Annotated in this window: 18 protein-coding genes; 1 reads left to right on the top strand and 17 read right to left on the bottom strand. The window is 46.4% G+C overall.

Annotated features, from left to right (window positions below; genetic code table 11):
- Nucleotides 1-123: 123 nt before the first annotated feature.
- The 4 genes from OKX56_RS06390 to OKX56_RS06405 form a co-directional block, all read right to left on the bottom strand.
- The gene (locus OKX56_RS06390; RefSeq protein WP_019225295.1) at nt 124-2583 is read right to left on the bottom strand and encodes a CoA-disulfide reductase; all 2460 of its coding nucleotides are present in this window, start codon (nt 2581-2583) and stop codon (nt 124-126) included.
- Nucleotides 2584-2671: 88 nt separating this feature from the next.
- Nucleotides 2672-2962 (bottom strand): ArsR/SmtB family transcription factor, encoded by a 291-nt coding sequence (locus OKX56_RS06395; RefSeq protein WP_019225294.1) that lies wholly within the window; start codon nt 2960-2962, stop codon nt 2672-2674.
- A 181-nt stretch (nt 2963-3143) separates the two neighbouring features.
- Nucleotides 3144-3983, bottom strand: coding sequence for a DegV family protein (locus tag OKX56_RS06400; RefSeq protein WP_019225293.1), 840 nt, complete (start codon nt 3981-3983; stop codon nt 3144-3146).
- 36 nt (nt 3984-4019) lie between these two features.
- The gene (locus OKX56_RS06405) at nt 4020-4478 is read right to left on the bottom strand and encodes a MarR family winged helix-turn-helix transcriptional regulator (protein ID WP_287895900.1); all 459 of its coding nucleotides are present in this window, start codon (nt 4476-4478) and stop codon (nt 4020-4022) included.
- A gap of 220 nt (nt 4479-4698) precedes the next feature.
- Between OKX56_RS06405 and OKX56_RS06410 the strand changes: the two genes are divergently transcribed.
- A complete protein-coding gene (locus OKX56_RS06410) occupies nt 4699-4896 on the top strand; it encodes a hypothetical protein (protein WP_015043670.1) in 198 nt (65 codons plus the stop codon).
- A gap of 155 nt (nt 4897-5051) precedes the next feature.
- Here the strand turns inward: OKX56_RS06410 and OKX56_RS06415 are convergent, their stop codons facing one another.
- From OKX56_RS06415 to OKX56_RS06475, 13 genes are all read right to left on the bottom strand, one after another.
- Complete coding sequence (locus tag OKX56_RS06415; protein WP_025206043.1) at nt 5052-5273, bottom strand: hypothetical protein; 222 nt, start codon at nt 5271-5273, stop codon at nt 5052-5054.
- Nucleotides 5274-5509: 236 nt separating this feature from the next.
- A complete protein-coding gene (locus OKX56_RS06420; RefSeq protein WP_019225290.1) occupies nt 5510-6595 on the bottom strand; it encodes a chymotrypsin family serine protease in 1086 nt (361 codons plus the stop codon).
- Nucleotides 6596-6657: 62 nt separating this feature from the next.
- Nucleotides 6658-7494, bottom strand: coding sequence for an NYN domain-containing protein (locus tag OKX56_RS06425; RefSeq protein ID WP_019225289.1), 837 nt, complete (start codon nt 7492-7494; stop codon nt 6658-6660).
- 244 nt (nt 7495-7738) lie between these two features.
- Complete coding sequence (fdhF, locus tag OKX56_RS06430; protein WP_083221838.1) at nt 7739-10414, bottom strand: formate dehydrogenase subunit alpha; 2676 nt, start codon at nt 10412-10414, stop codon at nt 7739-7741.
- 115 nt (nt 10415-10529) lie between these two features.
- Nucleotides 10530-12476: an NADH-quinone oxidoreductase subunit NuoF gene (gene nuoF, locus OKX56_RS06435; RefSeq protein ID WP_019225288.1), complete on the bottom strand. Its 1947-nt coding sequence runs from the start codon at nt 12474-12476 to the stop codon at nt 10530-10532.
- Between the two features lie 13 nt (nt 12477-12489).
- Complete coding sequence (gene nuoE / locus OKX56_RS06440; RefSeq protein WP_019225287.1) at nt 12490-12987, bottom strand: NADH-quinone oxidoreductase subunit NuoE; 498 nt, start codon at nt 12985-12987, stop codon at nt 12490-12492.
- A 40-nt stretch (nt 12988-13027) separates the two neighbouring features.
- A complete protein-coding gene (locus tag OKX56_RS06445) occupies nt 13028-13603 on the bottom strand; it encodes a 5-formyltetrahydrofolate cyclo-ligase (protein ID WP_019225286.1) in 576 nt (191 codons plus the stop codon).
- Between the two features lie 345 nt (nt 13604-13948).
- Nucleotides 13949-14968, bottom strand: coding sequence for a tRNA (adenosine(37)-N6)-threonylcarbamoyltransferase complex transferase subunit TsaD (gene tsaD, locus OKX56_RS06450; RefSeq protein ID WP_019225285.1), 1020 nt, complete (start codon nt 14966-14968; stop codon nt 13949-13951).
- Between the two features lie 213 nt (nt 14969-15181).
- Nucleotides 15182-15667 (bottom strand): ribosomal protein S18-alanine N-acetyltransferase, encoded by a 486-nt coding sequence (gene rimI / locus OKX56_RS06455; RefSeq protein WP_019225284.1) that lies wholly within the window; start codon nt 15665-15667, stop codon nt 15182-15184.
- 73 nt (nt 15668-15740) lie between these two features.
- Nucleotides 15741-16451, bottom strand: a complete 711-nt coding sequence (tsaB, locus tag OKX56_RS06460; protein WP_019225283.1) for a tRNA (adenosine(37)-N6)-threonylcarbamoyltransferase complex dimerization subunit type 1 TsaB — start codon at nt 16449-16451, stop codon at nt 15741-15743.
- A 72-nt stretch (nt 16452-16523) separates the two neighbouring features.
- Nucleotides 16524-16949 carry a tRNA (adenosine(37)-N6)-threonylcarbamoyltransferase complex ATPase subunit type 1 TsaE gene (gene tsaE / locus OKX56_RS06465; protein ID WP_019225282.1) on the bottom strand — a complete coding sequence of 142 codons (426 nt, stop codon included), beginning with the start codon at nt 16947-16949 and terminating at the stop codon, nt 16524-16526.
- Between the two features lie 17 nt (nt 16950-16966).
- A complete protein-coding gene (locus OKX56_RS06470; RefSeq protein WP_287895904.1) occupies nt 16967-18190 on the bottom strand; it encodes an amidohydrolase in 1224 nt (407 codons plus the stop codon).
- Between the two features lie 202 nt (nt 18191-18392).
- Entirely contained in the window at nt 18393-20531 is a 2139-nt protein-coding gene (locus tag OKX56_RS06475) for a Tex family protein (protein WP_019225280.1), read from the bottom strand.
- Between the last annotated feature and the right edge of the window lie 84 nt (nt 20532-20615).

Consider the following 20615-nt stretch of genomic DNA (forward strand, 5'->3'; position numbering starts at 1 on the left):
AATTATAATGGTATATCAGGTACTAAGTCTGTACTTAATAATCTACCATATTTTCAGTGGAAATTACATAAATTATTTTCCTCAATAAAGCTGGAAGATCTTAAAAATTAACTATTTTATGTCTTAGAAAAATAGATTCAAGTTTGATTCCTCAGACTTGGCAAGCATTGTGGCAACACCGCCGATTTCTACGCCATCGATCAGTTCTTCCTTCTTGATGCCCATCACATCCATCGACATGGAGCAGGCTACGATCTTAATACCCATTTTCATCGCATTGTGCAGCAGTTCTTCTAAACTATCAACATTTTTCTTTTTCATGACATACTTGATCATTCTCGCACCCATACCACCCATATTCATATTGGAGATAGGCAGTTTTCTTGGTCCGCGGGGCATCATGATGCCAAAGGCTTTCTCCAGGGAATCCTTGCTTACCTTAGGCGCGTCATGTTTCTTAAGAATATTCAGCCCCCAAAATGTGAAAAACATCGTCACTTCTTTACCCATGGATGCCGCACCGGTTGCAATGATAAATGAGGCCAAGGCTTTATCCATATTCTGCTCGAATACAATCAGCGTCGCGCTCTTGGGTTTTTCCTCCACCACAACGTTTACCTGCGGCTGGTCGGCGGGCTTCACGCTTCCTTTGCGCAGATAGGCTTTCAGATAATCCCCGTTTAATTCTGTTTTAAGCAGCGTATTGCCGGTCTTGCTGCACCAGGCCTCAATATCCCTCGCAAAGCCGGGATCCGTAACCAAGATTTCCAGGACCTGGCCTCCTTCTAGGAGTTTCATATTTTCAAATACCTGTTTGATCGGTCCAGGACACTGTAGACCACAACAGTCGATCACTTTATCCGCTGCGATTTTGGCCTCCGGGGATTCGGTAAAAGCTTTTCCGGTATCATCAACTTTTACCGCTCCTTTATCCTTCTTTTCAACCGCCCAGTAAACACTGGTATACGTCCGGAAACCTCCGTCAAGGTTGATCGGGTCATAACCATGCTGTTGAAGGATCCTAGCCGCAATATATCCCCTAAGGCCAATCTGGCACGTCAGGTAAACCGGCTTATCTTTCGGCAACTCCCCAAGCCTCTTTCTGAGCTCCGGAAGCGGGATATTGATTGACCCGTTGATCTTGCCCAGTTCTACTTCTTCAGGTTGCCTGACGTCAACCAAAATGTTTCCAGCAGCGACAATATCGTCGATTTCATGGTATTGAACAGTCTTGACCATATGATCCAGCAAATTGGCCGCGGCATACCCAATCATATTGACCGGGTCTTTCCCTGAGGAATAAGGCGGTGCATAGGCCAATTCCAGATCCTGAAGGTCATAAACCGTTAAATTGCCTTTGATAGCCGTTGCAATTACATCAATTCTCTTTTCTGCACCCTTGCGCCCGACGGCCTGCGCACCAAGTATTTTGCCGTCTTCAGTAAAGACCATCTTCATATCGAGCACTGTCGAACCTGGATAGTATCCGGCATGGGAATTGGGGTGAATATGAATGACCCTATACGGTATTCCCATTTTAGCTGCTGTTTTTTCATTGATGCCCGTGGAAGCGGCCGTCAAATCAAATACTTTGGCAACAGAAGTTCCTAGAGTCCCCCGGTAAGGCTTACGGTTGCCATACAAATTGTCGGCCAGAAGCCTGCCCTGTCTGTTTGCCGGCCAGGCCAGAGGTATGTTTGTCGGAAGTCCTGTGACATAGTTTTTTACTTCAATCGCATCACCGATTGCATAGATGTTTTCATCACTGGTCTGCAGATATCCATTGACCCGGATAGCTCCTCTTTCGCCGGTCTCCAGGCCGGCCTGAACAGCGAGCATGTTTTCCGGACGAACGCCGATAGCCATCACGATCATATCTGCTTCAATCTCCTGGCTGCTCTGAAGATAGACCTTTGATCCTTCAAGCTTCACGACACTGTCCTTAAGAATCATCCTGACACCTTTTTCGCGGAGATGGGTGTGCAGAAGACTCGCTATTTCATAATCCAGTGAGGGCTGTACCTGATCGGTAGCTTCAACCAGATAGACATCAAGGTTACGTTCTTTCAGGTTTTCGGCCATTTCCAGGCCGATAAATCCGCCGCCTACAACGACCGCTGTTTTGGCCTGATTTTGATCAATATAACTGTCAATGGCTTCGGCATCGGGAATTGTTCGAAGCGAGAATACCCTCGGGTTTCCGGTGCTGCCCTCAATCCCCGGAACGATAGGACTCGCTCCGGGCGAAAGAATTAGAATATCATAGCTTTCCTCATAGACGACACCCGTGTCGAGGTTTTTTACCTGGATCTTTTTATCCTGCCGATTAATCGCGATTACTTCTGATTTTGTCCGGATGTCCAGATTGAATCTGTTTGTCATTCCTTTAACGGTCTGGACAAGAAGTTTATCCCGTCCTTTAATCACGCCTCCAATAAAATAGGGCAGTCCGCAATTCGCAAAAGAAATATGTTCCCCTCTTTCGAATATAACAATTTCCGATTTTTCATCGAGTCTTCTTAATCTTGCAGCAGTGGTTGCTCCTCCAGCCACCCCACCGACAATCACAATTTTTTTACGCATTAGATAACGACCTCCTCGACCCTATATTATTTTCAATAATTTATTTTTTAGTTTAATTGGCTTAATATTCAAATTCAAATATTTAGCATCATTCGAAAAACATCAGATGGATCAGCTTTTTCACTAGCGGATTCTGAACCGAGTAAAAAACCTCGAGTCCTTCGCGTCTACCCCTTATGATCCCCTTATTTCTCAACGCAGATAGGTGCTGAGAAATTGTCGACTGCGGAATACTCAGACAATTCTGCATGCTCATTACATTGTTTTCCCCATTTTCCATCAGGCCTTTGACAATGCAAAGCCGGACAGGGTGGGAAAGTACTTTTAATATATCCGCCTTTTCTTCGAAATAAACCAGATTATCCTTATAAGTCAACAAGCAAATCCCCTCCATATTCTTATATTTGAATATTAAGATATATAAATATATTTGTCAATTCTATCATTACCGTTATTCATTCTTTTCTTTCCTCTATCCGTAAATTCTATTTTTGTGATGCTAAAAAACCGCACCTCCTACTGAAGATGCGGGGCGAATCATCATAAACGGGTCTGCTTCCCTATCCGAAACAGCTTATTCCTATGCAGCCTGCGCCAGCGTGAGTTCCAATCACAGGGCCCAGCGAAAATACCACAATTTCTTTTGGCACATATTCTTTGAGAATGATCTGTCTAAATTCCTCCAGACTCTCAGGTGCTGCAGCCTGCGCAATACAAATTCTCTTATTATTTAAATCCACATGGTTGTTTTTTAGGTTCTCCAGAATCCAAAAGAAGGCTTTCTTTCTTCCTCTGGCTTTTCCTACGACAATGACCGCTCCGTCTTTGATAGAAATAATTGGCTTTATACCCAGGATACTGCCGGCAAATGCACTGGTCGCTGATAGTCTTCCGCCTTTTTTCAGATTCTCTAGATTGTCAATAACGCCATAGAATTGAACCTGATCTTTCAGAATCTCAATTGTTTGAACAATATCCTCCGCACTTTTACCTGCAGCAGCCATCTCGGCTGCCTCAACGACCAATAGTCCAAGTCCGAAAGTAGCGCTATTAGAGTCGATTACATAGATTCTGCCCTTATTTATGATCTCCCTGGCCATTACAGCGGAATTATACGTTCCGCTCAGCTTGGAAGAAATAAAAATACCGATGATTTCATCGCCTTGGTCTACATGTTTGGTAAATTCCTCGACAAACTCACCCGGATTCACCTGGGCTGTCGTCGGTAGTTCTTTATGTCTTGCCATTTTGGCATAAAACTCTTCGTTGGTAATATCAACGCCGTCTCTATATTCCTCTTCCCCAAACAGGACTTTCAACGACACGACAATAATGTTATATTTCTCTATCAAATAGCCGGGGAGATCACTTGTACTGTCCGTAATAATTCTAACTGACATTCTTTCCAACCTCCCGTGTCTGTGCAGCTTGCTCTGTTATTTTTCTCTTTTTTTCAAATTGTACTTGACCTTAAAATACCCGTTAATATTTTCGAGAGCCGAGACAAGTACTTCCATTTCCTCATCCGAAAGTCGGGAAATGGTTGTTTGGATCATTTCATCATGAAACCCGGCGTGATGCTTATAAGCCTGTACACCTTTGTCGGTAAGAGAAACTAGCACAATCCGTCGGTCATCATCACTTCTGATCCGGTTCACATAGCCTTTCTGCACAAGGTTGTTAACCGAAAAGGTAAGAGTCCCGATCGTAATATCCAAGTCTCTGGCTACAGAAGATATGTTGCGCTTTGTGAGGCCAATTGCTTCAATTACATGTATTTCTGTAATAGAGAGGTCGCTAAATTCATTCTCCTTAAGGGACAGTTCTTCGATTTGGAGAATGTCGTTGAATAGTTTTACCAGGAGTTCATTTAAAGTCCCATAAAGATTATTCATAAAGCACCACTTACCATCATACTTCTTTGTTTTGACGCTCAAACTAAATTAGTTTTACTATATGTCAGGCCAATGTTTTTGTCAATTCGAAATATATTTTTTAGAAATAATTTTTAAAAAATACCATAAAACCCCTTGGATTATGAACATACCTCAGACAAGCCGAATAATATAAAAAGACAAGTCGATGCTGTGACACAAGAAGAAAGGGGACCATACAATGCTTCAACAGGTTATCCGTACGCAGGAAGTAGATTCGTCAGAGTCTTTCCCTGTCCTCAGATTGATTGGTGCAATTGCTGCCGCTGGTCTGGGGTTATTTTTAGTTGCCTGGCCTTCAATCGTTAACCCAATCGCGATTCTGGCCGGTCTGATCTTGCTGCTTCTCGGAGTCGTCATTTTCCGTTTGAGTTTCTAAAGGGATATGCAGTTTGCGGCTGTCCAAATATTTTTGGGGCAGCCCATGTTCCTCTTATCTTATTAAAGCCCTCTGGGCCCTATCTTCATCTTAAGAGGAGGAATTTCAATGTCATTGCTTTTTGATCAACGGTTGGGCGGCTGTTGCTGTAATCGTTACCCTTTCCCCCCTGGACCACCTTTGCCCCCTATTCCGCCTGTTCCGCCACATCCACCTGTTCCACCGATTCCGCCAGTCCCCCCACCGCCTGTTATTGGTTTTATCCCGGGATTGATAGCCGGAGTTGTTTTAGCAAGTTTATTCCTTATTATTAACTTTTTTATCTTTTCTCCGGTATTAATCATCGCCTTTGTCATCTTGCTTATTGCATTGATCATTTTAGCCCTCAGATAAGCGCAGTTTCGGAATAGGGAACACAAACAGCAACGTCTGGTCTTACGGAGGATTCCTTGCCAGGAACCCTCCTCTTTTAATATACACAAACCATGCCAAAGAAAGTCCATTTCAAAAAGCGCCGGATTTGCGAGCAATTCAATAAATGCCGGTTCATTCGCGGCAGTCAAAAAACTCTGGTATGTACGTCAGGTACAAAACCAGAGTTTGAATAACTGCGCTAGAACTTTACTTGAAGTGTTTCGAGAACCTGATTAATCGGATTAATAATTGTACTTTGATTTGAGCCGGCAAATAGCAGACCTACAGCCCTGTTTCTGTGATCCACAACCAAGGATCCACTGTCGCCCGGTTCAGACATTTTGGAAGCAATGATCTGTTTTTCAAATAACAGAATTCTACCTTCTCCATAATTGACTTTTACTGTTGAATTAATTGCTCTGATTTTGCCAATCGTTAGTCCTGTAGTTCTCCCTGATTTTTTTACCGTCATGCCGGATGCGGCCTCAGTCACACCCGTAACTTTACCGATCTCCAATATTTCCGGACTCACAGCGGCGGCACTTACCGGTTTGGCCACAGCGCAGTCCACGCAATTCGGATTAGGGTAAACATTTAATGCCGCATACCTTGCAAGATAACCGATAGCCTCATTTGAACCATCTATTCCTGCCGGTTGAGTAATTAGATCGTTGATTGAGGCCCGGGCATTGCTCATCATCGATGTGTTCGCCAAGACATGATTATTGGATAAGATCAGGGGCTGGCTGCTTTTTTGATCATAGACTAACGCTCCAAAGGTTCCGGCTCTTCCCTGATAATGACCAATACTGACACCCGGGACTGCAGGTCTGATCAAAGAAGTCCTGCTGACCGCCGAAGAACCTCCCCGTTCTTTAATTAGCCATCTCCAGAGGCTCAGGAAGTCACCAGCATTTATTCTTTCTTTGGTTGTAGCTCTTGCATTAAAATTGGAGGTCAGGTTTTTGTGCAGGGTTTTGGGGAAATTTTTCGCGGGATTCCCCACGAGGTTTCGAAGGAAAACAATGAACCCTTGTGCTGCTGCGCGCCTGCCACTGGCTTCATTGTGAGCAAAAATTTCCCCAATTTCGATGACATCGGTGAGTATATTGTTAATCAAATTTGGTACACATTCATTGTCCCTGAGTTCCGAGCGGGGAATCTTTTTCTCGACAAAAACAAGTAATGCTTCCGTTCCCGTCGGATGACCATTGGTTTCTTTAATCCCGTTACCAAAGCCTATGACTCCGGGCATTGCCAACATTTCTTGCAGCTGATCGTTCATTGGACACCTTTCCTTTTTTCCATATCCTATGAGAAAAAAGGACAATCGGTGACAGGCTTCCGTTACTTCTCAACAATCTCTGAACTCAATCTTGCATAACGGGCTGCAAGCTGTTCTGTCAGATTACTGCCCAGGATTTCTGTGATCAATGGGTTGACCAGGTTTAACAAATAGATCTTGGTCTTTTTGATGACAAGGTTTGGATCACGGAATTCTTTTTCTATCAGGCAGTTCTCCGTCAAAAGGTACTGGATAAAATCTTTGACTTCAGAGGCCGTTCTTCCTAGCTTGGTACTTAAATACGACCGAGCCCTGGTGGAAGCAACATAGGGCAGTCTCATCTGCATCTCAGCAATTAATTCGATTCCTATCGGAAAATCATCAACCGGCATATACTTGGCAGAATCCTTATTGAGAAGATTAAAGAAAACATCCAGACTTTCACAGTAAGGAATCAGCAAGTGATTGATTTTGTCTTTAACACCGATGATTCGGACTTCTTTCCCCCAGGCACGGATTCTTCGGATAATAGGCAGGAAATCGCCATCACTTGTAAATAAAAGAAATAGTTCTGCAGATTTCGGTCTGGTCACCAGAATTTCCTGAACCTCCAGCATCAGTTCCGTATCCGCCGCATTTGCACGGATTTCGGTGTTCACATAGTTATTTTTCCCATAGACATGACGCGTGAAGATGTTTTTCTTTTCAAAGGCAGTTTGGGTCCTCCAGAATTCTTCCTTGTCAAAATTCGCATACAAATAGACGGCTTTTAGATCCACTCCAATATGATCCGCATAGTCCTCCAGGAGCTGAATAAACTCCTCGGGCATCAGCCTGTAGCCGTATTCGTGAAGGCCTTCCCAGATATTTTCGTAATCAACAAATGCTATTGCCTTCAATGAAGATACCCCTTTTGCTCATTGTTCCTCTATCAATATATGTCTGCCTCGGACAAGGAGTGACAGGCTTATGTTTATCAAAAGTCTATGATTTTCTTTCTAGAAAAAATAAAGTCTTCCCTCAGATTTAAACTCTGAAGGAAGACTTTTTTAGTCGGTGACAAATTTTTGTATTTTTTGCCTTTCAAGCATATTCTTTAAATTTACCTTGATGATACAATAATTAGCAACTGCCCGTATTGTTTTACTTCGAAATTCTAACTGCACACACCTTGTATTCGTACGTACCCGAGACCTTATCGCAAGCTGCGTTCGTCAGAACGTTGACCGGGGAGTCCACATAGTGGAACGTCATGAAGATCATTCCGGGCGGAACTTTGTCCGTTACCCTGACCTTTGTATCCACTTCACCCCGGCGTGAGGAGACCCTGACCTTCTCACCGTCACAGACATTTAGGTTCCTGGCATCTTCAGGGTTGACCTCGGCGAATTCTTCTGCCGAATAAGCACTTAACACGTCTGAATAGCGCGTCGAGATGTTATAGTGGCTCAGTTTGCGTCCGGTACTGAGCAGGAAAGGATAATCCTTATCCGGCAGCTCATCCGAAACTCTGGCTTCAATTGGCATAAACAGCCCATTGCCCCGCGTGCAGCCATCCATATGCAGGATTGGAGTACCCGGATGAGTCTCACAGGTAACCGGCCACTGCAGGCCATGCGTTCCGAGACGTTCGTGCGAAATACCCGCGTACTGCGGTGCCAGTGAAGAAACCTCATTCATGATATCTGCCGTCGAATGATAGTTGAAATCAGAACCCATTCTATTGGCAATGGCACTGATAATCTGCCAGTCTGGTTTGGCGCCTTCAGCAGGCTCAACCGCTTTATTGACCATTTGCACGCGGCGTTCGGTATTCGTAAATGTTCCGGTTTTTTCCGCGTAGCTCACGCCGGGAAGCACGACATCGGCCAGTTTGGCTGTCTCGGTAAGGAAGATATCCTGGACAACCAGAAAGTCAAGTGCCTGTAGTCCCTTGCGTACATGGTGGGCATCCGCATCCGTTGAAACCGGGTCCTCACCCATGATATACATTGCTTTCAGCTTCCCTTTAAGAGAGGCTTCAAACATATCCGGGATCATGTACCCTTTGTTCGGGTTTAAAGGTACTCCCCAGACCTTTTCAAATTTGTCTCTTGCTTTTTCGTCTTCCACTTTCTGATATCCCGGGAAGAAGTTCGGCAGCGCGCCCATATCACAGGCTCCCTGGACATTGTTTTGTCCCCGCAGCGGATTGACGCCGGAATTTTCTTTGCCAAGATTGCCGGTCAGCATGGCAAGGTTGGCCAGGGACATCACATTGTCCGTACCGGTGATATGCTCGGTAATGCCCAGTGTATAGAAGATCTGGGCACTTTCGGCTGTAGCATAGATCTCCGCAGCCTGATAAAGAAGTTCCTCCTGAACCCCGGTAACCCTGCTGACATACTCGGGCGTATATTTGGGAAGGATCACCTTCAGTCCTTCATATCCTTCCGTTCTTTTTTCAATAAAGGAACGATCTTCCCATCCCTGATTCAGAATGATATGCATCAGCCCGTTGACCAGCGTGATGTCTGTTCCGGGCCGCAGCCGCATCCAGACTTCGGCGAACCCGGTCAGCTCGATTCCCCTCGGATCGGCCACAATCAGTCTGCAGCCGTTGCGTACTGCCTGCTTAATCTTGCCGCCGATGACGGGATGAGCTTCAGTCGTATTGGAACCGATCACAAAAATAACCTTAGAATGCGGTATTTCACCAATTGAGTTCGTCATAGCTCCCGAGCCAAATGAAGTGGCCAGACCGGCCACAGAGGGAGCGTGTCAGGTCCGGGCGCAATGATCGATGTTATTAGTTCCGATCACTGCGCGCATCAGTTTTTGCATCAGGTAATTGTCTTCATTGATACAGCGTGCTGAGCTTAAAGCACCCAGCGAATCAGGGCCATTTTCGGCCTTGATTGCCGTGAATTTCTCTGCGATAAGATCAAGGGCTTCATCCCAGTCCGCTTCGACCAGTTCACCGTCTTTTCTGATCAACGGAGCTTGCAGGCGGTTCGGACTGTGGATCGTATCATATCCAAACCGTCCTTTCACACACAGTGCCCTGCCATTAACCGGTGCATCGGAACTGGAGGTTACTCCGATCACTTTGCCGTCCTTGACGTTCAGGTCAAAATTGCAACCTGTTCCGCAGTAAGGACACGTGGTCCGAACTTTTTTGATTTCCCAGGGACGTCCTTTGCCGATCATTTGTTTTTCAGTCAGTGCGCCAACCGGACAAACGGCCAGACATGAGCCGCAGAATACACAATCCGAGTCACCGTACGGCAGGTTAAAAGCAGGTGAGACCTGAGTTTCAAAACCGCGTTTGGAATAGTCTAGAACATTATTGACCTGAATCTCGGCACAAGCCCTTACGCATTTGCCGCATAAAATGCATTTATTCATATCCCGAAAAATGAACGGATTGCTGTCGTCCGGGTCAGAGCAGCGTTTCTCTCCCTGAAAAGTATTTCCTTTAACCTGATATTCATAAGCATAACGGGAAAGATCGCAGTTGCCCATCTTTTCGCAGGTTAGGCAGTCAATATCATGGTTCGCTAAAATCAATTCCAGGATAGTTCTGCGGGCTTCCCTAATTTCCGGTGTTGAAGTCCTTACGACCATCCCCTGTTGTACTTCCATCGTACATGCTGTAGCCAGGTTTCGCATGCCTTCTACTTCGACCATGCACAACCTGCAAGCGCCCCAGTTGGTCAGTTCGGGAGCATGGCACAGTGTCGGAACAGAAATCCCGTTTTTCCGGCAAGCTTCCAAAATCGTAGATTTTGCTGAGGCCAATACAGTTTTTCCGTCAATTTGGAGTTGAACCTTTTCCACACTCTCACTCCTTTTTCACTTTTCATCCAAGCAAACAATACAAATCACTCGACATTCAAATAAACGAATACCAGATCAGCCATTCTTAGGCTTATCTGGATAGCCATTTGAAATACTAAGCTAAGCTAATTGCATTAAATTTGCATTTTTTCAGACAAGCCCCGCATTTAATGCATTTCTGCGTATCGATCACATAGGGTGTCTCTTTATCCCCGGTGATGCAGCCGACCGGACAAACTTTGGAACATTGCCCGCAGCGCTTGCATTTTTCATTGTCGACCGTATATTCCATCAGCGCGGTACAGGCATGTGCCGGACACCGTTTCTCAAAGATATGGGCTTCATATTCGTGACGGAAATAGCGCAGTGTCGCGAGCAGCGGATTCGGGGCTGTCTGACCAAGACCACACAGTGATGTCCGTTTGATAACTTTGGCCAGATTTTCCAGCGTATTCAGGTCCTCAGCTTGCCCCTCACCCTTGGTGATCCGAACCAAGATTTCCAGAAGCCGCTTCGTTCCTTCCCGGCAGGGTGTACACTTGCCGCAGGATTCCTTCTGGGTAAAGCTTAAGAAAAAACGGGCAATATCGACCATACATGTTGTATTATCAAGGATAACCAGTCCGCCTGAGCCAACCATTGCTCCTGCGGCGGTCAGATTATCATAGTCGACTTCAATATCCAGCATTTCCTCGGGCAGACAGCCTCCGGAGGGCCCCCCGATCTGAACAGCCTTAAATTGGTTCCCGTCCTTGATCCCGCCACCGATATCAAAGATGATGTCCCTCAGCGTGATCCCCATCGGCACTTCCACCAGGCCGGTGTTATTGACCTTGCCGGTCAGAGCAAATATCTTGGTGCCTTTGCTTTTTTCAGTGCCGAATTGCGTATACCAGTCTGTGCCATTCCGTAAAATATACGGTACATTGGCCCAAGTCTCGACGTTGTTGATATTGGTCGGTTTCCCCCAGAGACCTTTGACGGCAGGGTAAGGAGGCCTGACCGTCGGCATCCCGCGCTTGCCTTCGATGGAAACAATCAGGGCCGTCTCCTCGCCGCAGACAAAAGCGCCTGCACCGGCTTTGATCTTTAGTTTGAAGTTAAATCCGGAATTCAGGATGTTATTGCCCAGTAATCCGTTTTCCTCAGCCTGGGCAATCGCGGTTTTAAGCCTGTCGATCGCGAGCGGATACTCGGCCCGGCAGTAGATATAACCCTCGTCAGCGCCAATCGCGTAAGCTCCGATCAGCATTCCTTCAATCACCGCATGCGGGTCTCCTTCAAGAACGCCCCTGTCCATGAACGCACCGGGGTCTCCCTCATCGGCGTTGCAGATCACATATTTTTTGGTGCCCTCTGACTGGCGGCATAGACTCCATTTAAGCCCTGTCGGAAAACCTGCACCTCCGCGGCCTCTCAATCCTGATTTTTTGACTTCCTCCACAACCTCGTCCGGGCTCATGGTTTGAATCGCTTTGGCCAAACCCTTGTAGCCGTCTTTAGCGAGATAATGGCTGATTTCCTCCGGGTCGATCTTGCCGCAGTTATCAAGGATGATCCGTTTCTGTTTGGCAAATAAATTCACGGTCTCAAAATTTGCCGCGAGTTTCCCCGATACCGGATCCTCGTAAAGAAGTCTTTCAACTTTTTCATCACGTATAATATCTTTTTCGATGATTTCGGAAATGTCCTCCGCTTTAACCTTCGTATAAAAAGTCTTGTCCGGTTCAATGATCACGGTTGGCCCTTGTTCGCAAAAACCATGACAGCCCGTAGAGCGGACGTCAGCCGTATGAATGCCCCTTTCAGCCAATCCTTCCCTGAGTAGATCGATTAATGTCTGGGAACCCGAAGAAAAGCATCCTGTTCCATTGCAGACCAGAACCTGCTTATTTTTTCTGTCTGGTTCCAGGATCAAAGACATCAGTTTCTGCCTCTGCTGTTTGCAGGAAACATCGTCATGGCACAACGGCCCTTCCGCCCTGCATTGAACATAATCGGAACAGGGAGTGGATGCTGTATGATGACATTTTTCACAACACGGGTTCGCTAAAACCTTCATCGTTTCCCCTCCCTTATTTAAATCTTTTCAGAATATCCGACACCAGGCCGGAATTCATATTCCCAAAAACCTGACCGTTGATGGTCATGACAGGAGCCAGGCCACAGGCTCCAATACAAGCAACGGTTTCCAACGTGAATCTTTGATCAGCGGTAGTCTCTCCGGCAACAATTGCGAGTTCACGTTCAATCTCAGAAAGTACTTTCTGAGCGCCCCTGACGTGACAGGCCGTTCCCATACAAACCCGGATCAAATTACGGCCTGTTGGTTTCAGTCTGAACTGAGCATAGAAAGTAACGACGCCAAATACTTTTGCCTCAGGAATCTTCAGTCCTTTGGCAATGGCCCGCATGACGGCCTCAGGAAGATAACCATACACTTCCTGAGCTTCCTGGAGAACCGGAATAAGAGCACCATCATGACCCTGATAAGCAGAGAGGATCTCATTCAGCCTGTGTTGGTTGGAATCAGCAAATACTGCCTCTTGTTTGGAGTCACAACACTTACACATATTCACTCTCCTTAAATTGTCATAATCTTCGCAAATATGATTATGGAACATAGATTACACCATTTTCTGTAAGCAGTAAAGACATTTTAAAATCGTGATCGTCTGCTGCAATTTTTTCAACCAGCTGACAATCGTACGCCAAACCGACGATGCAGACGTCTTTCCTTAATTGAGGCAGAAAACGGTCATAAAAGCCTTTGCCAAAACCAATCCTTTCGCCTTGCCTGTCGAATACGACACCCGGAACTAGAATCAGATCAATTTCTTCTGGGGATACCGGATGCAAGCGGTCGGGACGCGGCTCTCTGATCCCAAAATTCCCTGACTGCACATCATTTTTAACATTTCTGATCTCACACGGAATGATGGTTTCCCCCTGACATAACGGAATGATCAGCTTTTTTCGTGCTTTGAGCGTTTCTTCGGCAACCTCGGTAGTTTCTGCTTCATCCCAATAATTTAAGTACATCATAATTATCTCAGCGTTCTGATAATCTGGCAAAGACATTATATTCCTCTGAATCCGATCATTTTTTTGCCTACGTTCATCAGCTGTCATGACCCTCCTGATTTGAAGAACTTTTTTTCGAAATAAATCTTTTTCTTTTTCGTTCACGTTCTGCTTCCTCCTGGTCATATGTCTGCATTATAGAGCAAAATTAATCAAATTTTCGACATTAATCACTTCTAAAATTGCAATTTCCTAACAATGATGTTCGTTTAGCATTTTTCTCCTAAGAAATTATCCCCATCCGCAGTAGCCAAAGAACAAGTTTTTTCATGGTTTATCCACATTATCCACAATCGTTGTGGATAAATATTGCATCCTATGTTTTTCTAATACCTATTCTTTTTTGTCGATTTTTTTACCATAATAAATAAAAAATATAAAGTTTTTGATAATTTTGATAATTATTAATGAATAATTGAATATAAACTGATGTAACTGCGTCCTCCAATTTTACAGATTTAAGCCAGGAACTGCATTTAACTTCCATGAAGCATAATCATCATTCATAAAGCGATAATAACCGGCCAGTGCAATCATCGCACCATTGTCGGTACAGTATATCGGCGAAGGATAAACAAAAGAGATCCCGCGGTGATCCAGTTCCTGCTGCAGCGCTTGCCGCAAATTGCTGTTTGCTGCAACCCCGCCGGCCAGGGCCAAGGTCTTAACCGGATATTTTTCCAAGGCCCGGAGGGTTTTCTGCACAAGCACCTCCACAACGGCAGCCTGGAAAGAAGCTGCCAGGTCGGCAGTATTCAAAACTTCGCCCTTCATCCGGGCACTGTTTAAGGTATTAAGAACTGAGGACTTTAACCCGCTGAAACTAAAATCAAAGCTCCCGGTCTCCAGCATCGCTCTGGGAAAATCAAAAGCTGCTGCGTTTCCTTCGAAAGCAGCTTTCTGGATATTCGGACCGCCCGGATATCCAAATCCGAGCGCCCGGGCTACTTTGTCAAAGGCTTCCCCGGCAGCATCATCCCTGGTTCTGCCGATCACTTCATAGTCTAGATGCCCCCTAAAAATAATCAGATTGGTATGTCCGCCGGATGCCAAAAGCGCCAGCAGCGGGAAACGTAAGTCCGGATGCTCCAAGAAATTGGCATAAACATGCCCCTCCAGATGGTTGACGCCGATTAAAGGAATGTCTGCTGCATAGGCCATGGCTTTGGCAGCAGATACTCCCACCAGGAGAGACCCTACCAGCCCCGGGCCGTACGTCACTGCAACCGCAGAAAGATCTTTGAATCCCATACCTGCTTGTCCGAGGGCCTCTGCAACTACCTGGCTGATATGCAGACAGTGTTCCCGTGATGCTATTTCCGGGACAACGCCGCCATACTTTTGATGGGTCCCAATCTGAGATGAGATGATGTGGCTTTTTAAATCCGTGCCGTTGGCTAGGACTGCCGCCGACGTCTCATCACAACTCGTTTCAATACCTAAGATTATTACATTCTTGTTATTGTCCACAATACTCCTCCAACGAGACCAGTTAAGTACCCGTAAATCCTTAATTTTTAATTCTAAGGTTAACAAATCTAGTACAGCAATTTCTAAATAACATTAGTAGCTTGCACTAGCTGCAGACTAAGTCTCCGGAATGGATGGCCAACGCCAAGCGGAGCACGATACGAAGTGCGGCTTTTTGACGGCAAAGGATAACGCAATTTACTAATCGATCTACTAGAGACTGGCCCACATAATCAGTGCATCCTCCTGGTTGTCGGAATAGTACCCTTTGCGTACTCCGGCGGCCTTAAAACCTAATTTCTCATACAGATTCCGCGCCGCCTGATTGGATACCCGGACTTCCAGTGTAAACCGCAGCACGCCTTTGGCAATCATCTGATAAATCACGTTTTTCATAAGGTATTCACCCCAGCCCTTACCGCGGCATCCTGGCCAGATTGCAACATTTGTAATATGGCCCTCTCCCATGACGATCCAAAGCCCTATATAGCCAATAACCTTGTGATCCAGCTCTAGGCAAAAATAATTGGCTAAAACATTATTTTTCAGTTCTGATGTAAAGGACTCCGTTGTCCATGGCGTGGCAAACGATACTTCCTCAATCGCCACAATGGATGGGATATCCTCAAGCTGCATAGGACGAACGATAACCTCCGCCTCAGGTTCCCTATTCTGTTCGGCCTGACCTCTTTTTAACATTTTTATCACCTGAATATCAGTATTCTTTTTAATGATGGTTCAGAATTATAGTATGTTGAGAATACCAATATGACTACTGCATTATACCTTGTTTCTTAAGATAATTGGTTTCAGCTTCTGAGAGACGAATATAAATGGGTTCCAGGGCCTGAAAATTCCCGTCAAAGCATCTTGCCTTCCACTGTTCCCAAACCTCACATGCTGCATAGGCTCCTCTGGGCAGGTACTGGTATTCGGACAGCAGAACGGCCTGGCTGCCGAGTTGTTCCTCCAGAAATTGTCTGGCTCCGGTAACCGCATCCCCAACAAAAAAACAAGGTTTTTGAAGTTCCTTCAACTTCACTGTGAGCGCCTCCGGCGTAACAGCCTTCGGCCCGTCCAGGCACTCTCTACCTTCCCGCCAAATATAGCGGGCATAATACCATTCATTTTTACGGGCGTCAAGGATCACAACGGTTTCTTCCGGCCTGCCCTTTCCGGCCCAGGCTAGCGTATCCAACGAAGTAATTCCGACCAAAGGGATATTAAGGACCTGTGCAAGTCCCTGGGCTGTGGCGATTCCGATCCTGATGCCGGTAAATGACCCCGGACCCCGAACTGCTCCGATAAAATCAAGATCCATGGGTTTCCAGTCGGCAGCATTCAGCAGCTGATCCAGCATCGGGATTAGTCTTTCAGAATGGGTTTTTCCAGTGTTCAGAAATCCCTCTCCGACCAGCCTGCCATCCTGACCCAGGGCCAGTGCAGTCATCTTTGTCGTTGTATCGATTGTCAGATATTTCATAAGCCTCACTGCTCTTAATTATTTTTTCTTAGGACCACAGATTTATTCTAAAGCTTTTTAGCAAGTATGATGTCAAAAATTGAGCATAATTAAACGGGTTTGGTCACCGCTTCCCTGAATTCTGATTTCGAGTCTGTCTTCCGGCAGTAAATCCACAATGATTTCCGGCCATTCCAGCAAACAGACACAGTCATCCCGGAAATAATCGGCAACACCAATGATTTCTGCTTCTTCCGGGTAGCGGAGCCTGTATAAATCCATATGAATTAGTTTCAGTCCATCAATTTTAGTGCTATATTCCTGAATCAGGGTAAATGTCGGACTTGTCATGGTGTCTGTAACCCCGAGTCCTTCACCGAGCCCTTTGGCCAGGACGGTTTTGCCCGAGCCCAGATCTCCATAAAGACAGATGACCGTGCCTTCCCGGATACTTTGTCCGAGCTGTTTCCCGAGAAGAAAGGTCTCCTCAGAACTTCCCGATTCAATCAGCCGTTCCATATTTTCACGCTCCCGTCTCACTCGGGCTTTACGATCAGACCGTTGATCAGTACTGTATGGGGCGTGGCCTCAAAATTGAGCGGTTTGCCCTCCCATACGACAATATCTGCATCTTTTCCTACTTCCAAAGATCCGACTCTGTCAGCTACTCCGAGTATTTCAGCCGGCCAGATCGTGATTGCTTTCAGCGCGTCTTCTTCCTCAAGTCCGTTGCGGACAGCCATCGCTGCACACAGCGGCAGATGCTCGATAGGGGTGACGGAATGATCAGTGATGATCGCTATTTTAAGTCCCGCTTTGTTCAATACTCCCGGCGTGCTAAATGTTTTATCTTTAAGCTCTACTTTAGCCCTATTTGTGAAAGAAGGACCGACAGCCGCTGGATAGCCATACTGCTGAAGAACATCGGCAATTTTATGCCCTTCAGTACAGTGATCCAGAACAAGGTCCACATCAAACTCGCGGGCTATGCGGATAGCAGTCATGATATCATCTGTCCTGTGGGCATGCGCTCTGAGCGGTATTTTTTTGTCCAGTACAAGATTGATGGTTTCGAGTCCGAGGTCCCGTTCAGGAAGTTTGTCCAAATCCTTTTGGCCTTGTTCCAGTTTCTCCCGATAGTTTTGAGCATCTACCAACGCCTGCCGGAGCAAGGCTGCGGTTCCCATCCGCGTCATCGGCATTTTTTTCTGTTCTCCGTATACAAATTTGGGGTTTTCACCGAACGCAATCTTGAGTCCTGCAGGATCTCTCAGAATCATTTCTTCGACCACACGGCCCGCCGTTTTGACAACAACACCTGTACCCCCAATGACATTTGCGCTTCCGGGGCAGGTAAACGCAGCGGTGATTCCTCCGAGCCGTGCATCCCTGAAGCCTTCATCTTCAGGATGGATTCCGTCAATCGCACGAAGTTCCGGGGTCAGGGGATCCGTCATTTCATTCAGGTCGTCACCTTCATGCTGATAGATTTCTTCTCCAATCCCGACGTGGCAGTGCGCATCAATGAAACCAGGCAAAACCCATTTTCCCCTGGCAGACATAATATGTACCGGCTCTTCTGTACTTAGGCCGAACATTTCTCTGAACGCACTTTCTTCGTCTTCATCTGTCTCCGCAACCGAATGCTTCATAATTTTTGCAATTTTGCTGTCTTTGACCAAAATACTCCCTGTAAATTCAGGCTCTCCGGTCATCGGCTTGATATTTCCGCCGGCAATAATGATCTGTTGATTGCTCATATGAAATATTTCCTCACTTTAAGGTATTATCGTACAAATACATTTATAATGGCTATTTAAACGCCTTCGCGCTTCCTGTGCCGTCGTCTATGCTGCGCTCACAGTGAAACTGTGGCCGCCAGACTGATTTATAGAGTTTTTTTCAGAAGATCTGCATGTCTGAATGTTACTCTTTGTATGAAGTTATTTCAAGAATGATTTATTAAATATCCTTCATCGAGAGGCTGACTCGACCTCTGGCGTGATCGATACTGAGGACTCTGACCTTCACGATATCGCCGACCGAGATAACTTCCATCGGATGTCTGACATAACTGTTGCTGAGTTCCGAGATATGAACCAATCCGTCATTCTTGACGCCAATATCGACGAATGCGCCAAAGTCAACAATGTTCCTGACCGTCCCTTCCAGACTTATTCCTACCTGCAGGTCCTCCAATTTGGTGATATCCCGACGCAGCAGTGGGCGCGGCAGGTCCTCACGCGGATCCCTCCCGGGTCTCAGCAAAGCCTCAAGAATATCTTTAACGGTCGGTACGCCTGCCTGAAGCTCCGCAGCCAACCCCTCAGCACTGAAACCTCCCAGCGCAGCGCGCACCTGCTCCGGATTCGTTTTGAGGTCCATCGCTGTCAAATTGGCTTTCTTCAGGATTGCCGAGGCGACATCATAAGACTCTGGATGAACCGGTGTGTTCTCCAGACAATTATTTCCATCCGGCAGTCGGATAAAACCGGCACATTGAATATAGGTCTGTTCCCCGAGCCGGGATACCTTCTTCAGTTCTTCCCTGCAACGAAATTTGCCGTTCTTCTCCCTGTAGGAAACAATATTTTTGGCGACTGTATAATTCAATCCGGAGACAAATTTCAGAATAGACGGAGAAGCCGTATTTAAGTTGACTCCGACTGTATTGACGCAGGATTCGACGACACCACCCAGCGAGCTTTCCAAAACCTTAGGCTGGATATCGTGCTGGTACTGACCAACACCGATTGCTTTCGGTTCAATCTTGACAAGCTCAGCCAAAGGATCCTGCAGTCTGCGGGCGATGGATACCGCGCTTCTCAGTGAAAGATCAAAATCCGGGAATTCCTCTTTGGCCAGTGGCGAAGCCGAATAAACCGAAGCCCCTGCCTCACTGACAATAATATATTCCAACGGACGTCCGCTTTCCCGGATGAATTCGGTGACGAGCTCCTCCGTTTCGCGGGAAGCTGTTCCATTGCCGATTGCAATAATCTGGACGCCATACTGCTCCACCACTTTGGCAATGAGCTGTTTGGCTTCTTGCTTTTTATTGTGTGGAGGGTTTGGATAGATCACCCCTACCTCTCCAAGTTTTCCTGTATCATCGATCAGCGCCCACTTGCAGCCTGTCCTGTAACCGGGATCGAGCCCCATGATCACTTTATCTCTTACCGGCGGCTGCAGCAGAAGCTGCCGCAAGTTGGCGGAAAACACCTTGACAGCTTGTTCTCCTGCCCTGCTGGTAATCTCGGCCCGGATCTCCCTTTCAATCGATGGGTAGATCAGCCGCTTATAGCTATCCTGCAAGGCCTCTTTCATCAACTCCTGGCAGGGGCCTCCCTGCAGGTATTTCTTTTCCAGTAATTGCAGAATCTTATCCGCTTCAATCTCAAGCCCTACGGAAAGGAATTCTTCCTTTTCTCCTCTGTTCAAAGCCAGAACCCGGTGCGGCGGAATTTTACGGACAGGTTCCTTATATTCATAGTACATCTCATAAGGCGAACGCTCTTCTTTTTTCGCTTTGGCTGTAATTTCTGCCCATTCATAGATCCTGGCCCGAACTAGTTTTCTTGTTTCCGCATCATCGGAAACGTTCTCGGCAATTATATCCCGGGCTCCGCTCAAGGCCTCAGCAGCATCATGGACATTCAAATCGGGATTAAGATACTTAGCGGCCTCTTCCTGCAGGCTTCCTTTGGCAGGCTGGTTAAATAACCAATCCGCCAGAGGCTCCAGGCCCTTTTCTCTGGCTATCGAGGCTCTGGTTCTTTTTTTCTGCTTGTACGGCCGGTACAAGTCTTCGACTTCCTGCAGTTTGGCGGCAGCTTCTATTTTGGATCTTAAACCGTCATCTAGCTTGCCCTGTTCGTTAATCAAGCGGATGACTTCCTCTTTTCTGAGCTCCAGGTTCCGGATATATTCCAGCCGATCTGCCATGGTTCTGAGTACAGTTTCATCCAACTCTCCGGTTGCTTCTTTGCGGTAGCGTGCAATAAACGGAATGGTATTTCCCTGGTCCAGGAGCTTTACCGTTTCCCCGACCTGCCAGGTTTTCAATCCTAATTCCCTCGAAATGACGCTAATAAAGTCCATTATTTTTTTCCTCCAATCATGGGAACATGGGGACGTTTCTTTTGCCCCCTCGAGGGGATAAAAGAAACGTCCCCATGTCTCCCC

The organism is Dehalobacter sp. (assembly GCF_030063005.1).
In the GTDB taxonomy this organism is placed as follows: Bacteria; Bacillota; Desulfitobacteriia; order Desulfitobacteriales; family Syntrophobotulaceae; genus Dehalobacter; species Dehalobacter restrictus.

Coding starts and splice junctions, on each gene's coding strand:
- OKX56_RS06390 (WP_019225295.1), bottom strand. CDS start 2,583: ATGCGTAAAAAAATTGTGATTGTCGGTGGGGTGGCTGGAGGAGCAACC.
- OKX56_RS06400 (WP_019225293.1), bottom strand. CDS start 3,983: ATGTCAGTTAGAATTATTACGGACAGTACAAGTGATCTCCCCGGCTAT.
- OKX56_RS06405 (WP_287895900.1), bottom strand. CDS start 4,478: ATGAATAATCTTTATGGGACTTTAAATGAACTCCTGGTAAAACTATTC.
- OKX56_RS06410 (WP_015043670.1), top strand. CDS start 4,699: ATGCTTCAACAGGTTATCCGTACGCAGGAAGTAGATTCGTCAGAGTCT.
- OKX56_RS06415 (WP_025206043.1), bottom strand. CDS start 5,273: ATGATCAATGCAATAAGCAAGATGACAAAGGCGATGATTAATACCGGA.
- OKX56_RS06420 (WP_019225290.1), bottom strand. CDS start 6,595: ATGAACGATCAGCTGCAAGAAATGTTGGCAATGCCCGGAGTCATAGGC.
- nuoF (WP_019225288.1), bottom strand. CDS start 12,476: ATGAAGGTTTTAGCGAACCCGTGTTGTGAAAAATGTCATCATACAGCA.
- nuoE (WP_019225287.1), bottom strand. CDS start 12,987: ATGTGTAAGTGTTGTGACTCCAAACAAGAGGCAGTATTTGCTGATTCC.
- rimI (WP_019225284.1), bottom strand. CDS start 15,667: ATGTTAAAAAGAGGTCAGGCCGAACAGAATAGGGAACCTGAGGCGGAG.
- tsaB (WP_019225283.1), bottom strand. CDS start 16,451: ATGAAATATCTGACAATCGATACAACGACAAAGATGACTGCACTGGCC.
- tsaE (WP_019225282.1), bottom strand. CDS start 16,949: ATGGAACGGCTGATTGAATCGGGAAGTTCTGAGGAGACCTTTCTTCTC.
- OKX56_RS06470 (WP_287895904.1), bottom strand. CDS start 18,190: ATGAGCAATCAACAGATCATTATTGCCGGCGGAAATATCAAGCCGATG.
- OKX56_RS06475 (WP_019225280.1), bottom strand. CDS start 20,531: ATGGACTTTATTAGCGTCATTTCGAGGGAATTAGGATTGAAAACCTGG.